General features: G+C 49.3%; 12 protein-coding genes and 1 pseudogene. 6 read left to right on the plus strand and 7 right to left on the minus strand.

The annotated features are described in order from the left end of the window. Positions 1-371 precede the first annotated feature (371 nt). Both ACF2G4_RS06525 and ACF2G4_RS06530 read left to right on the plus strand, forming a co-directional pair. Positions 372-2,303, plus strand: coding sequence for an acyltransferase family protein (locus tag ACF2G4_RS06525; RefSeq protein ID WP_409075718.1), 1,932 nt, complete (start codon positions 372-374; stop codon positions 2,301-2,303). Between the two features lie 191 nt (positions 2,304-2,494). Next, positions 2,495-2,879 (plus strand): annotated as a pseudogene (locus ACF2G4_RS06530) (transposase); the annotation flags it as partial. A 376-nt stretch (positions 2,880-3,255) separates the two neighbouring features. Here ACF2G4_RS06530 and ACF2G4_RS06535 read toward each other — a convergent pair. The 3 genes from ACF2G4_RS06535 to copC are packed head-to-tail and all read right to left on the minus strand — an operon-like array spanning position 3,256 to position 4,893. Beyond that, positions 3,256-3,603, minus strand: a complete 348-nt coding sequence (locus tag ACF2G4_RS06535) for a YebY family protein (protein WP_215848264.1) — start codon at positions 3,601-3,603, stop codon at positions 3,256-3,258. 33 nt (positions 3,604-3,636) lie between these two features. After that, positions 3,637-4,512: a copper homeostasis membrane protein CopD gene (gene copD / locus ACF2G4_RS06540; RefSeq protein WP_409075719.1), complete on the minus strand. Its 876-nt coding sequence runs from the start codon at positions 4,510-4,512 to the stop codon at positions 3,637-3,639. A gap of 3 nt (positions 4,513-4,515) precedes the next feature. Then, on the minus strand, positions 4,516-4,893 hold the full coding sequence (gene copC, locus ACF2G4_RS06545; protein WP_409075720.1) for a copper homeostasis periplasmic binding protein CopC: 378 nt from the start codon (positions 4,891-4,893) through the stop codon (positions 4,516-4,518). A gap of 151 nt (positions 4,894-5,044) precedes the next feature. On the opposite strand from copC, the gene ACF2G4_RS06550 reads away from it, so the two are divergent. Together ACF2G4_RS06550 and exoX are read left to right on the plus strand one after the other, a co-directional pair. Beyond that, positions 5,045-5,275 (plus strand): DNA polymerase III subunit theta, encoded by a 231-nt coding sequence (locus tag ACF2G4_RS06550; protein ID WP_215846612.1) that lies wholly within the window; start codon positions 5,045-5,047, stop codon positions 5,273-5,275. 2 nt (positions 5,276-5,277) lie between these two features. After that, on the plus strand, positions 5,278-5,946 hold the full coding sequence (gene exoX / locus ACF2G4_RS06555) for an exodeoxyribonuclease X (RefSeq protein ID WP_243077775.1): 669 nt from the start codon (positions 5,278-5,280) through the stop codon (positions 5,944-5,946). Here exoX and ACF2G4_RS06560 read toward each other — a convergent pair. Both ACF2G4_RS06560 and ACF2G4_RS06565 read right to left on the minus strand, forming a co-directional pair. Beyond that, positions 5,940-8,003: a prolyl oligopeptidase family serine peptidase gene (locus tag ACF2G4_RS06560; protein WP_409075721.1), complete on the minus strand. Its 2,064-nt coding sequence runs from the start codon at positions 8,001-8,003 to the stop codon at positions 5,940-5,942. The two genes, exoX and ACF2G4_RS06560, sit on opposite strands and share 7 nt — an antisense overlap. A 115-nt stretch (positions 8,004-8,118) precedes the next feature. Continuing rightward, positions 8,119-8,775, minus strand: a complete 657-nt coding sequence (locus ACF2G4_RS06565; RefSeq protein ID WP_409075956.1) for a tellurite resistance TerB family protein — start codon at positions 8,773-8,775, stop codon at positions 8,119-8,121. Between the two features lie 165 nt (positions 8,776-8,940). On the opposite strand from ACF2G4_RS06565, the gene purT reads away from it, so the two are divergent. Further along, positions 8,941-10,119: a formate-dependent phosphoribosylglycinamide formyltransferase gene (purT, locus tag ACF2G4_RS06570; protein ID WP_243077773.1), complete on the plus strand. Its 1,179-nt coding sequence runs from the start codon at positions 8,941-8,943 to the stop codon at positions 10,117-10,119. Positions 10,120-10,155: 36 nt separating this feature from the next. Here purT and ACF2G4_RS06575 read toward each other — a convergent pair whose 3' ends face one another. Then, positions 10,156-10,794, minus strand: coding sequence for a bifunctional 4-hydroxy-2-oxoglutarate aldolase/2-dehydro-3-deoxy-phosphogluconate aldolase (locus tag ACF2G4_RS06575; RefSeq protein ID WP_215846609.1), 639 nt, complete (start codon positions 10,792-10,794; stop codon positions 10,156-10,158). A gap of 191 nt (positions 10,795-10,985) precedes the next feature. Next, complete coding sequence (gene zwf, locus ACF2G4_RS06580) at positions 10,986-12,461, minus strand: glucose-6-phosphate dehydrogenase (RefSeq protein ID WP_243077772.1); 1,476 nt, start codon at positions 12,459-12,461, stop codon at positions 10,986-10,988. A gap of 370 nt (positions 12,462-12,831) precedes the next feature. On the opposite strand from zwf, the gene ACF2G4_RS06585 reads away from it, so the two are divergent. Continuing rightward, on the plus strand, positions 12,832-13,701 hold the full coding sequence (locus ACF2G4_RS06585; protein WP_409075722.1) for a MurR/RpiR family transcriptional regulator: 870 nt from the start codon (positions 12,832-12,834) through the stop codon (positions 13,699-13,701). Positions 13,702-14,058 lie beyond the last annotated feature (357 nt).

Raw genomic sequence — 14,058 nt, forward strand, 5'->3', positions numbered from 1 at the left:
GATAATATGCAATCCAGTGATTGCACTCCTGTAGCGTCCAGACCTGATTAATCTCACAAGCTTTCTCTGGAATGCAGTGGTAATAAGCGTCTGCCGCTCTCCCCGCCTAACTCTATTGCCTGCCGGAATGCTGTACCTACGTCGTTTCTTCGAGCCATGATATCCTCCGCCGATAAAAACTGTATATATACACAGCAATGTCGATCGGTGAATTCGATTAGGGTGGTCGAGACCGATTTTTGAAAGTGTTGCAATGATAAGGAATTTGTTAGGTTTCATATGGATTGTGTAAAGGAAACTATCCTATAATCAGGCCCCGCAGAGCGTTCAATCAGATAAAGGCTAAAAAGCCACACAAAATGGATTAAGTAATGTTGAGTGATGTTGATAACGCAAAGACGGTAAAAGCTTACCGTGGTGACATTGATGGCCTTCGTGCGATCGCGGTAATTTCGGTAATGCTATATCACTTTGCTGTCTGGCCTTTTACTGGCGGCTTTGTCGGGGTTGATGTATTTTTTGTTATCAGTGGTTATTTAATAACCGGCGGAATTTTAAAGGACGATTCACATCATAAATTCAGCTTTTCTGACTTTTATATAAGGAGAGCGAGAAGGCTTTTTCCGGCCCTATTAAGTACCATCGCTATATCCTACATCGTCGCTTTCTTAGTCTTTTCGCCAATTGATTTCGAAAAGATGTCCGGCTCCACTGTTTTCGCATTATTCGGAATATCAAACATATTTTTCTGGATGAGTGCTGACTACTTCGATTCTGCATCAATACTTAAACCACTTTTGCATACTTGGTCATTAAGTGTTGAATTGCAGTTCTATTTAATCTGGCCAGCATTGCTACTGATATTGGCAAGATTCGGCAAAGGCGCGGTGTCTGTGGGTGCATTAGCTATCACCTGCGCCGGGTTTGCTCTATCGATTTATGCTATCAATAATGATTCGACCGGTGCTTACTATCTGACTCAGTATCGTTTTTATGAGTTTATAGCGGGCGGATTAGTTTTCTTATTTAGGCGCTCACAGTTATTTAATAAGATTGATCGTGCGCATACGTTTTTATTCACGGCTGGGATAGCCTTGGTTTCCTATCCCATTTTTGCTTACTCAGCCAACACAATTTTCCCAGGGGTGAATGCCTTAACGCCGGTACTTGGCGCAATGCTAATCATACTGTCTGGTGACAAGACATTAATGGCTAAAGCACTATTTCTGCGGCCTGTCAGTTATATAGGGGAAATCAGCTATTCTCTTTATCTTATTCACTGGCCAGTAATGGTATTTGCACAGTATATATTAGTGAAGGAGTTCTCTGGTTCAAGTGGACTATTGCTGACACTCTTTTCATTCGCCATAGCAGTTCCCATGCACAGGTTCATTGAAAAACCGCTTCGAAATCCGAATACTTTCAGGGTTTCTGGCCCTGCTTTCTGCCTAGCATGTTCATGTGCAGCAATGGTGGTTATGGTTCCTTCTGCAAGGAGTTGGGCTGACAAAGGGTGGGTGTGGCGATTGCCTCAACAAATTCAGAATGTTAATGATTTTGATAAGCATCAAGCAGAGAGATATGTTTGGAGTAACCAAGAGTCGCTCGCCAAGAAGAAAGATTTTGATAATAATGGAAAAACGAGGTTGCTAATTTTAGGAGACTCTCAATCTGCTGATATTATAAATATGCTGACTGAGTCAGGGGTAATTGAGAAGTATGATGTAGTTGCACGAACTATTTTATATAAATGTGGCGCGCCATACATTAAAGTTGCAGAAAGGCCGGAATACTGGAGTAAAGAAAATAAGCAAATAATGCAATTCCCTCATATAGCAAAGATTTGCGATAAACAAATGGATGACCTTTTATTAGAAGGAATATTAGACAAGGCTGACAAGATTTTTATTGCAATGAAGTGGGAGCCATATTCATTATCTAAGATTCAATATTCAATTGATGAAATCTCAAGAAAAACCAAAGCTAAAATCTATCTTTTCGGAAATAAGGTTCTATCGCAGAGCAGTGTGGATCTCATTAACTCTTTTGGAAGATTAAGTGGCGTTGAAACCTACGCGACCAAATTTAGAAACAGAGAATCAGACAGAATCAATAATTCAATCATGAAGGTTTCAGGCGTTACATATGTCAATATGATGAGCCTGACCTGCCCTAGCGCTGATAGTTGCCATGTTTTAACTGATGACTTACAGCCGATTTTCTTTGACGCTGCACATTTGACAAAGTCTGGAGCCAAATTCCTCGGCAGTAGTTTACCTTCTGTTATAGCTAGCGCTAAATAATAAAATTAGTATTAATAAGCCTCTCATTGGAGAGGCTATTCCTTCTATATTTTAAACGTCATTACCCTCATCTGGTACCTTTCCTTCCTTTGGCGTGTCCGGATGATTTAAAAGTGCCTATTCCATTCTCATGTCCGCCTCGTTTGCATCTGTAGTTGCACACTGAATTTTGCCATCTGAACAGAGGTGATCTGCTCACCTCAGAACTTTACAGGTGCACTAATGAAAAAAGAGATTTCAGCGCAGAGATCAAACGCGAATCCTCTCAATTGGTTGTTGAACAAAACTACACCGTTGCAGATGCAGCCAGCGCTATAGATATTGGCCTTTCCACAATGACGTGATGGATTAAGTAATTTCGTGAAGAGTGACGGAGCAAAACACTCAAGACATCTCCTGTCATTCCCGAACAAAATGAAATTTGCGAGCTTAGGAAAAGCACACAATCAATTGAAATTTAAACTTAAATATTAAAAAGACTACCGCGTTCTTAATGTCAAACTCCCGGAACAGTTCTCGATAACAGGGAAGCTCAGAGCGTATTATCCTGAGGAGGATGCTTATAGGTTATTCGGACACAAGAACCTTTCTATGACCAAAAAGTATCTTGATTCACGTGGGTAGGAATATGTGATGGTTTGAATCGAATATGGTGTTTTCGGGAAAAATTCGGGAAATTTCGTTACCACTGAAATAAAGTCGTTCTAAATCAAACAGGCAAAAAAAGACCGAATACGATTCCTATATTCGGTCCAGGGAAATGGCTCTCGAGGAGCCGTGCGCTAAAAGTTGGCATTAATGAAGGCGGTTTCGCCTTGCATCTTAAGATTAGAACAGAGTGGTAGATTTTCCAGCCGACCGGGCTGTGAGGGGCAGAAAGCGGATCAGTTTGTGATCCGGACGGCAGAAAAGTGCATGAAACGGGTGCAACGCAACGCTGCACCCTGAGAATTTACTTACCGCACAGCGCCTGAGCACGATCAACAATAGGCTGCAAGCTCATCATGTTGCCTGGATTGGCTTTATCTTCGGTTTGAATCACGCTGATGGGTTGGGCTTTCACCTGCCCCGCTTTGAATTGTGCATCAGCAAGATCGTTAAGCGGATACTGCATCAGAGTGCTGGGGTTTATGGCGAAAAGCGAGCCATCTTTCTCACAGGTCAACATCACTTCTTCGCGGTTAAAGGGCCACTTATCTTTGCCGATCTCAAAGCGGCTAACGGTAATGATTTGAGCCGCCAGCGCCTGGCCGCAGACAGAGAACAACAGGATTGCGGGAATCACTTTCTTCAACAAAATAGCCTACCTTGTACACATTCGTTTTGTTCACATTCAGGCTGGTGAAAGCGTAGCAAATACGCTAACCAGTCCAACCACCCCGCATGCCAACAGCAATTCGAGCTGCGTCATGCGAATAAATTTTTGCTGCGTACCGCTGCCCGCCAGGCGAAAACGTGGTACCAGCCAGTAACGGTTTATTAAGGCCACCAGCACCATTATTGTCACCAATGCCACTTTGCACAGCAACAGCGTGACGTAGATATTATCGCGCCAGATCAGCGGCCAGCCAGCAATTACCAGGCTGTTAATCAGTCCCGTTATCAATGCCAATGCCACCGCGAGATGACCATAACGAGAAAATCGCATCATGGTACGGATGGCATCAGTTCGATAATCAATTCGCCGTGCTTCTCGCATTAGCAGTAACAGTGGAAGCAGTCCACCAGCCCAAAAACTTGAAGCTATCAAATGTAGCGCGTGATTTATCTGCTGCAACATGCCTGCAACGCCATCGTGCATGGCGGCGTGACCAATCAACGCCAGGCATAACAACTGTAAAATGCCGAACAACAGCAAAGCTTGCTGACGAACGCGGCCACGCAGCAGCAACGTGAAACATCCGCCCAGCCCAAACAGGATTTCCCATTGCCATACCGCACCAAACCGCGTATCGAACACGGCTAACCAAATATCGACGTCGCTGAGATTATGCCAGTCGCCGCTCATCAACACGTTTTGTGCTGCCAGCATCGCCAGCGCGCTTGTTAAAGCCAGCCAGACGCTACACTGCAACACGCGATGCAAATGTCCCGCCAGCGCATGGCGATAGCGCGCAGGTGCCAGCAAGACCGTGTAAAATGCGCTACCCGTCAGTACCATCACGGCGATAAAATGCAACATGCGCAGCAAAACCCACAACGTTGTCACCGATCAGTTCACGTTAAAGCGGTAGCTGCCTTTGGTTTTATGACCATCAACCGACAACACATGCCAGTTCACCTGATAATGGCCTGCCGGAAGCGGCTGAGCGAGTTCAACAACCAGACGATCGTGCTGCTTAGCATCGCGCTTCGTCTTCTCGCTGGCGACAGGTTTCTGTTGCGCATCGACGATCTCAACGCCGCTAAATGCGGCTTCGACATCTTCCGTAAAGGTCAGTGTCAGCGATTTCGTTGAGTGCGTCACGTCGGCTTTGGCTGCGGGCACGGATGACTGAAGATGTGCATGTGCGGACGCAAACTGGCTAAAGGCTAGCGCGCTGGTAGCAATCAGTGAGATTACTACTCGCGAAACACGGGTTTTCTGCATGAGATCATCCTTTTAAATGCAACTGACACGGCAAACGTGGCGCAAGGATACGCTGCTGTTTTTAGGGTGTCGAGACCAGCAGTGCGATCCTTTACCCTTGATTCAAACCGGGGAAAACATTACTTTTGCCCGACATCATCAGGAGAACCCCATGAGTCAGAACCTTGCCCTGCTTTCGCAGGAAGAGAAAGACAAAGTGAACGTCGATTTAGCCGCTGCCGGCGTGGCGTTCAAAGAGCGTTATAACATGCCAGTCGTGGCCGAAATGGTGGCGAACGAACAGCCTGAAGCGCTGCGTGACTGGTTTCGTCAGCGGTTAATGCATTACCGCCAAGCCTCATTGAGCCTGTCTCGCCTGCCCTACGAACCGAAGCAGAAATAATTATGTTGCGAGTGATTGATACCGAAACCTGCGGCTTACAGGGCGGGGTTGTCGAAGTTGCGTCGGTGGACGTGATCGATGGGCAGATCGTTAATCCAATGAGCGATTTAATCTCACCCGATCGCCCCATCAGTCGCCAGGCTATGGCTGTGCATCGCATTACCGAAGCGATGGTGATCGGAAAACCGACCATTGAGCAAGCGATTGATCGCTATCATGGCAGCCCGTTTTACGTCGCACACAATGCCAGTTTTGATCGCCGCATGTTGCCGGAAATGCATGGCGAATGGATTTGTACGATGACACTGGCGCGTCAGCTGTGGCCTGGCATCAAATATGGTAATCAGGCGCTGCGCCACAGTTTGAAACTTGAGGTGACGCCACCTGCTGAGTTGCATGCACACCGTGCGCTTTATGACTGTTATGTCACTGCTGCGCTGTTGATTCGCATTATGGAAGCCTCTGGCTGGGATGCGGCGCAAATGATGCAGCGCTGTCAGCCTGCAGAGCAGTCAGGCGATGTGTTGCCGTTTGGCAAATATCGTGGGCAAGCCGTGGCAGTGATAGCGAGGAAAGATCCGGGATATTTAAAATGGATGCTGGATAACGTCAAAGATTTGCGCCCACCGTTGCGGCAGGCGCTGCGTAAATATCTCAGTCAGGCTCAGTAATCGTGTGCTTCGGGCAAGCTGCCCTGCGCTAGCGCGATAATGAAGGTCAGCTCCATCGCCACGCCTTCATAAGCTTTATAACGGCCCGATTTACCGCCGTGACCGGAATCCATATCGGTACAGAGCAATAGCAGGTTATTGTCAGTTTTCAGCTCTCTGAGCTTTGCGACCCACTTTGCAGGTTCCCAATATTGCACCTGGGAATCATGCAGGCCGGTGGTGACCAGCAGATGCGGATAAGCTTTTGCCTCAACGTTATCATACGGGCTGTATTGTCGAATGTAGCGATAATACTCCGCATCGTTGGGGTTGCCCCACTCATCATATTCACCGGTAGTCAGCGGGATCGATTCATCAAGCATGGTGGTGATTACATCCACAAAAGGCACCTGCGCGACCACACCATGGAAACGCTGAGGCGCCAGGTTGATTACCGCGCCCATTAATAATCCCCCTGCGCTGCCGCCCATGGCGAAGAGTCGCTCAGGATGGGCGAATCCGCGTTTGACTAGCGCATCAGTAACATCAATGAAATCAGTGAAGCTGTTCATCTTATTCAGTAAACGCCCACCGTCGTACCATTGCTGCCCCAGTTCACCGCCGCCACGCACCTGCACCAGCGCATAGACAAATCCACGATCCAGCAGGCTCAGGCGGCTGACACTGAAATCTGCGTCCATGTTGCTGCCATAAGCGCCGTAGCCATAGACCAGCATCGGATTTTGGCCGGGCTGATAGTGTTTACGGTTATACACCAGCGATACCGGCACTTCAGTGCCATCACTGACAGTAATCCAATGATGTTCACTTTTATAATCGTCTGCATTGAAGTTGCTGACGGCGCTTTGTTTAAGAATACGACGCTCGCCAGTATCCATATCCAGCTCAAACAGCGTGGTTGGCGTGGTCATGGATGAGTAGCCATAACGCAGTTTACTGGTACGCGGCGTTGGATTGTACGCCAGCCAGGTCACATAAGTGGGATCGTCAAAGGCGATACCGCTGGTTTCACCGCTTGCCCAGTTGATCTGACGCAAACTGGTTAAACCGCGTTGCCGCTCTTCTACCACCAGCCAGTCGGTGAAGAGCTGAAAATCTTCCATCACAACATGGTCGCGTGCTGGAATAATGGTCTCCCAGCGCGACTCCGCAAGATAACGTGTGCGGTACAAACCAAAGTTTTTGCCGTCTCGATTTGATCGAATGAAGAACTGATGATCGTAGTGATCAAGACTGTACTCATGATCTTTGCGGCGTGGCAAAAACACCTGCGGCTGGGCATCAGGGAAATTAGCATTTATTAACTGAATTTCGCTGGTTGTAGTGCTGTAAAGCACGATCAGAATAAATTGCTTCGAGGTGGTTTTATGTACGCTGAGATGAAACGTATCATCTTTCTCTTCGTAAACTAACTGGTCATGCGCCTGTGGCGTACCCAGCTCATGTCGCCACACCTGATACGAGAGCAAAGTTTGTGCATGTTTTTGCACATAATAAACCGTACGCGAATCATTGCCCCAGGCGAAGCTGGAAGAGGCATTTGTCAGCACTTCAGGATACCAACTGCCGCTTTGCAGGTTGCGAAAGCGAATGCCGTATTGACGCCGCGAAAGAAAATCTTCTGCCAGCGCCATGACTTTATTGTCTGGACTGATGTGTAACGCGCCCATCGTGTAAAAATCACTGTGGGAAGCACGCTGATTGGCGTCGAGTAATAGCGTCCACTCATCGTCAGGATCACTGCTGGCGGGCTGCCGATAATAGGCTGCGTATTCATTGCCGCTTTCGTAACGACTTTGGTAGCGATAGCCATTTTTTACGTAAGGCACTGAATGGTCCTGCGGTGGCAAGCGGCCAATGATCTCTTTAAGAATCCGATCTTGCAGCGGCTGCTGCGAAGCCATGATTTTCTTGCCGTAATTATTTTCTGCTCGCAGATAATCGAGCACTTCGCTGTTTTCACGTTTGTCATCGCGCAACCAATAATAATTATCGACGCGCGTTTCACCATGCAGCGACATTTCATGAGGAATTTTTTTCGCAATGGGTGCTTTCATGACATCCGTCTCCGTGAAAGTAATGATCTGTAAGCGTGGCATCTCTGACCGAAGATGCCAAGCGAAGACATGTAAACGGAGCGGTGACAGGCCATTTTTTGTCGCCAGAGGCAGATTAGCTGGCTGGTAAGCGGGCTTTTTCCTCAGCAATATCTTTTTGAATATCATCGCGAACATCCTGGGGAATCTTCAGTGCATCACCCAATGCCGACAGATAACTTTTCTCCATAAAATGGTCAACATCGATCGCCGCACAGCTGAGAAAGTAGAGTTCCAACGCCTCTTCTTCATTTTTCACCTCCGCTGCCAACCATTGAGGATCAAGCGGACGATTCATCGCCTGCTGAATCAAACGCTCTGCATCCTGACCATAACCTGATTGGTGAATATTTTGTTCGATGGCTGCGCGCTCCTGCTCGTCAATATGGCCGTCACTTTTTGCAGCAAAGACCAGCGCGGTAACCAGCCGCTCAGCGCGAAGATCAACCGGCGTCTGCGCCGTACCAAAGCCAGGCTCGTCCTGATGGGATTCGCGTATGCGCTGTTTGTACTTATTCCACAATACCACTCCCGCTGCGGCACCCCCGCCAAGCAGCAGTGCTTTTCCGCCATATTTGGTGAGCAGCTTGCGTGACGACTTGCTGGCGATCAACATCGTCGCTAAGCCTCCCAACGCGCCGGGGGCCAGCATGTCGCTTAATCCGCCAGACGATTTTCCGCTTCCACTTTTCTTCGCCAATACCGACTGAATTTGTTGCAACCAGTTATTCATCATCCACTCCTGATCGTGTTGTTAGCTCCCCATCCTGACAACCAGGATGTCAGGAAACGTCAGAGCGAGAAAAGTAAGGAAAAAGCGTGCAGACAACAGAGAAGGATGAGTACGCAAACGTTTTCGTTTATACTGCGCGCGCATTTTGACTGCTTAGGTGAATTTATGACGACTCTCGGAACTGCGCTGCGCCCTGCTGCAACGCGTGTGATGCTGTTGGGCTCAGGCGAACTGGGCAAAGAAGTGGCGCTGGAATGTCAGCGTTTGGGTGTGGAAGTGATTGCCGTCGATCGTTATGCCGATGCGCCAGCGATGCACGTTGCGCATCGTAGCCACGTCATCAACATGCTGGATGGCGACGCGTTAGCCGCATTAATTGCACTCGAGAAACCGGATTTTGTGGTGCCGGAAATCGAAGCTATCGCCACCGAAAAGTTGGTTGAGCTGGAGCAGCTTGGTCAGCGCGTGGTGCCAACGGCGCGTGCCGCACGTCTGACCATGAATCGCGAAGGCATTAGACGCCTTGCCGCTGAAGAGTTGTCACTGCCAACGTCCAGTTACCGCTTCGCCGATACCCAGGCCAATTTCAATGCAGCCGCGGCTGAAATCGGTTTCCCCTGCATCGTTAAGCCGGTGATGAGTTCATCCGGCAAAGGTCAGAGCTTTATTCGTGAAGCCAGCCAGCTGGACAAAGCGTGGGATTACGCGCAGCAAGGCGGCCGTGCCGGCGCAGGTCGCGTGATCGTAGAAGGTGTGGTGAAGTTTGATTTTGAAATTACGCTGCTGACGATCAGTGCAGTGGATGGCATTCATTTCTGCGCGCCCATTGGGCATCGTCAGGAAGAGGGAGATTATCGCGAATCCTGGCAGCCGCAAAAGATGAGCGAACTGGCGCTGAAGCGTGCGCAAGCCATCTCTGAGCAAGTGGTAAAAGCGCTCGGCGGATATGGCCTTTTTGGCGTTGAACTGTTTGTTTGTGGTGATGATGTGGTGTTTAGTGAAGTTTCACCGCGCCCGCACGATACCGGCATGGTCACGCTGATTTCGCAGGATCTTTCTGAGTTCGCCCTGCATGTTCGCGCTTTCCTGGGTTTACCGATTGGCGGTATTCGTCAATACGGCGCTTCGGCCTCGGCCGTTATTCTGCCGCAACTCACCAGTCAAAACATTCAATTCGTGAATGTCGAAGCGGCACTGGGCGCAGGTTTACAGGTTCGTCTGTTCGGCAAGCCTGAGATTGATGGACAGCGTCGCTTAGGTGTGGCGTTGGCCAGCGGAGAGACGACCGATCAGGCGATTGCACGTGCAGTGGCCAGCGCGGCGTCAATCACCGTTCAGGGTTAATGCCATGCGGTGAGCTTCGCGCTCACCGCACGCCGGTTATTTCGCGCCTTCGACAGCTTCACGCGCCAACTGAGTAATACGATCCCAGTCACCAGCTTCCAGCGCATCGTTCGGCACCAGCCATGAACCGCCAATACACAACACGCTTTTCAGCGCCAAATAGTCACGATAATTGGCCGGCGAGATGCCGCCAGTTGGGCAGAAGCGCACCTGCGGGAAAGGCCCGCTGATCGCCTGTAACGCTTTCACGCCGCCATTGGCTTCGGCCGGGAAGAATTTAAATTCGCGCAGACCATAATCCATGCCAGTCATCAATTCAGAGACGGTACTGATACCCGGAATCAGGGGAACCGGGCCATCCACCGCTGCTTTCAACAGTGATTCGGTAATGCCCGGGCTGATAACAAACTGAGCGCCCGCTTCGGTCACTTCTTGCAGCTGCTGCGTGTTGAGCACGGTGCCCGCACCGACAATCGCGTCTGGCACTTCTTTGATCATCGCGCGTAATGCATCCATCGCGACAGGCGTGCGCAGCGTCACTTCCAATACTTTCACACCGCCCGCCACCAGCGCTTTCGCCATGGGTACTGCGTGTTCCAGCTTGTTAACCACGATAACCGGGACAACAGGTCCGGTTTTCAGAATCTGTTCTGCACTCGTTTTCCAGTTTTTCATCACTTCCCCTTGCTTGAGAATGTCGGATTTAGCCGCCCGACTTTGACAACCCTGTGAATTAGCGCAACTACCATACATGATTGGCTTCCGGGCCGTCCATTGAACTCACCGATTTTTGAAACGCCAGTTCAATTATTTGAAGCAACGCCAGATACAAAAAGGCCCGCACGCGGCGGGCCAACTTGTTTTAGTTATTCGAACTCATTCCACGAGCGTCCATCACGGGTAATCATGGCGACGGAAGCCACCGGCCCCCAGGTTCCCGCCTGATAAGGCTTGGAAGAGTCGCCATCGGCCGCCCATGCGTCGATAATCGAATCTACCCACGTCCACGCTGCTTCCACCTCATCGCGACGTACAAACAGCGCCTGAATGCCGCGCATAGTTTCCAGCAGCAAACGTTCATACGCATCCGCCAGATGTGACTGGTTGAAGGTTTCGGAGTAGCTCAGATCCAACTTCGTTGTCTGCAGTTTGTGCTTGTGATCGAGGCCAGGAACCTTGTTCAGAATCTCGATATCCACACCTTCATCCGGCTGCAAACGAATGGTCAGTTTGTTTTGTGGCAGTTCTGAGTAGGAATCTTTAAACAGGTTCATTTCAGGATTTTTGAAATAGACCACAACCTCAGAACATTTAGTTGGCAAACGCTTACCGGTACGCAGGTAGAACGGCACGCCCGCCCAGCGCCAGTTATCGATATCTACGCGAATCGCCACAAAGGTTTCAGTGGCGCTGGATTTGTTGGCACCCTCTTCTTCCAGGTAACCCGGCACTTTTTTACCTTGTACGAAACCTGCGGTGTATTGTCCACGTACGGTTTTGTCCCGTACGTTGGTTTGATCGATACGGCGAAGTGAACGCAACACTTTGACTTTTTCATCGCGAATACTGTCCGCGCTGAGGTCAGAAGGTGGCGACATGGCAATCATCGTCAGGATCTGCAACAAGTGGTTCTGAATCATGTCGCGCATCTGACCCGCTTTGTCGAAGTAACCCCAACGTCCTTCGATGCCCACTTCTTCCGCGACGGTAATCTGCACGTGATCGATTGTGCGATTATCCCAGTTATTTACGAAGATAGAGTTGGCGAAACGCAGTGCCAGCAGATTGAGTACGGTTTCTTTGCCGAGGTAATGGTCAATACGGAAAACCTGGCTCTCTTCAAAATACTCGCCCACGCTGTCGTTGATTTCTTTCGAGGTGTCCAGAGAAGTGCCGAGTGGCTTTTCCATCACAACGCGAGCGGGTTTGGCATTGAGTTTAGCGGTACCGAGGCCCTGACAAATTGCGCCAAACGTGCTGGGTGGCATAGCAAAGTAATTGATGGTGGTACGATTTTTTTGATCGAGCATTTTGCCCAGTTTTGGGAAATGCGTGGTGTCATTCACATCGAGATTACAGAAATCGAGACGGCCGCTAAGCTTATCCCACAGCGCTTCGTCAATCTTCTCTTTCATAAAAGTTTCGAGCGCTTCACGAACGACTTTGGTGTATTCCGCTTTATCCCACTCAGCACGGCCTACGCCGATAATGCGAGTTTCTTCATGAATCTGACCCGCTTTTTCCAGCTGATACAGTGAAGGCAACAGTTTACGGCGTGCAAGATCGCCTTTGGCACCGAAAATCACCAGATCGCATGCCTGGGCTGTTTGTGTTACCGCCATTTTCCTCTCCTCGTTGCAGGATAAACCCGGTGGCGATGCGTCCTCAGCAACCGGGTCCATGTTGTAATTCTCTTTCAGCACAATGTACTTTTTTCCCCGAGCCAGGTAAACCGGATCGCTGGGGTAAACAGCGTTAACTCTGTACCGGATTGCGCCTGCGCGTGTGTTGTCACGTGCGCTTTACCTGATTTTTTCTGTATCTGATGTTGTCAGAGCAAAACCCAATCCGGGGTGAATTATGTCAAAAAAAAGCCTGTCGAACTTGTCCGACATTGCGTCGTTGCTATTGCTAACGCGCTATATTCCCTGTTAATTGCTTTGAGCGACAGCAATAATTGAAATCGATAAAAGTGATAACGCTCATTGGGTTATGAATATGCTGGATAACATCAGGGCGCAGCTGGCTGCGCTAAGCAAATCTGAACGCAAAGTAGCCGAACAAATTCTTGCTGCGCCACAGGATGCTATTCATTCCAGCATCGCCACGCTGGCGCGAGCCGCTGACGTCAGTGAACCCACGGTGAATCGTTTTTGTCATCGCCTGGGTACGCGCGGTTTTCCCGACTTTAAACTGCACCTGGCGCAAAGTCTGGCTAAAGGTCACAGCTGGGTGAGCCGCGATGTCGAAGAGAACGACGATGTTGAAAGCTACAGCCATAAGATTTTTGACTCCGCCCTCGCGGGCTTGCAACGCGTGCGCAATCAGTTGGATATGGACGCAATTCATCAGGCGGTGCTGCATCTGACCAAAGCGCATAAAGTGGCGTTCTTTGGTCTCGGTGCTTCTGCTGTGGTAGCCCATGACGCATTCAGTAAATTTCTGCGCTTTAATTTGCCCGTCATCTGGTCGGAAGATATTGTGATCCAGCGCATGAGTTGCATAAATAGTCGTGTGGACGAAGTGTTTGTTCTCATTTCACATACTGGACGCACAAAAAATATGGTAGAACTGGCTCGCCTGGCGCGTGTAAACGGTTCCACAGTGATTGCCATCACCTCTACTGACTCACCTCTTGCCCAGCACGCTACGCTGGCGCTGGTGCTTGATGTACCGGAAGATACTGATGTTTATTTGCCGATGGTGTCACGCCTGGCGCAGTTAACCGTGATCGATGTTTTAGCCACCGGATTTACACTGGAGCGCGGTACGCCGTTCCGTGAAAATCTAAAAAGGGTAAAAGACGCTTTAAAAGAGTCGCGTTATGACAAGCCGCTTCGGCTGGATAAAGACGCCTCATAAAAAAATTAACATCACATTTACAATGTGAGTCGTATCACACCCTGTCGATCATATAGAATAAACGACCACACCGTGTCCAAACGAAGGGACATGCTAAATTGTTAACGGAGTCCTTCATGTCAAGACGTCTCAGAAGAACGGAGCGGCGATAGGATTGCCTGAAGTGGCTTGTAGTCTGGCCTGAGGCCCGGTTAGGAGTCAAGCATTTGTATCACTTCTTGTATCACCTTGTGGCGTCCTTGTGTCACTTGAACGGCTTCCCTTCGTTACCAATGACCAAACCTAACGCACATCGAATGGGTCCCCCCTTTATTACTCGCTGAGAAGCCTATGGGGGACTTTTGGGTAAAGTTCTTC

This window comes from Pantoea phytostimulans, assembly GCF_046118715.1.
In the GTDB taxonomy this organism is placed as follows: domain Bacteria; phylum Pseudomonadota; class Gammaproteobacteria; order Enterobacterales; family Enterobacteriaceae; genus Pantoea; species Pantoea phytostimulans.

Bases quoted from the DNA above. Each gene is read 5' to 3' on its own strand.
- ACF2G4_RS06560 (WP_409075721.1), bottom strand. From the start codon at position 8,003: ATGAAAGCACCCATTGCGAAAAAAATTCCTCATGAAATGTCGCTGCAT.
- purT (WP_243077773.1), top strand. From the start codon at position 8,941: ATGACGACTCTCGGAACTGCGCTGCGCCCTGCTGCAACGCGTGTGATG.
- ACF2G4_RS06575 (WP_215846609.1), bottom strand. From the start codon at position 10,794: ATGAAAAACTGGAAAACGAGTGCAGAACAGATTCTGAAAACCGGACCT.
- ACF2G4_RS06525 (WP_409075718.1), top strand. From the start codon at position 372: ATGTTGAGTGATGTTGATAACGCAAAGACGGTAAAAGCTTACCGTGGT.
- copC (WP_409075720.1), bottom strand. From the start codon at position 4,893: ATGCAGAAAACCCGTGTTTCGCGAGTAGTAATCTCACTGATTGCTACC.
- ACF2G4_RS06565 (WP_409075956.1), bottom strand. From the start codon at position 8,775: ATGAATAACTGGTTGCAACAAATTCAGTCGGTATTGGCGAAGAAAAGT.
- zwf (WP_243077772.1), bottom strand. From the start codon at position 12,461: ATGGCGGTAACACAAACAGCCCAGGCATGCGATCTGGTGATTTTCGGT.
- exoX (WP_243077775.1), top strand. From the start codon at position 5,278: ATGTTGCGAGTGATTGATACCGAAACCTGCGGCTTACAGGGCGGGGTT.
- ACF2G4_RS06585 (WP_409075722.1), top strand. From the start codon at position 12,832: ATGAATATGCTGGATAACATCAGGGCGCAGCTGGCTGCGCTAAGCAAA.
- ACF2G4_RS06550 (WP_215846612.1), top strand. From the start codon at position 5,045: ATGAGTCAGAACCTTGCCCTGCTTTCGCAGGAAGAGAAAGACAAAGTG.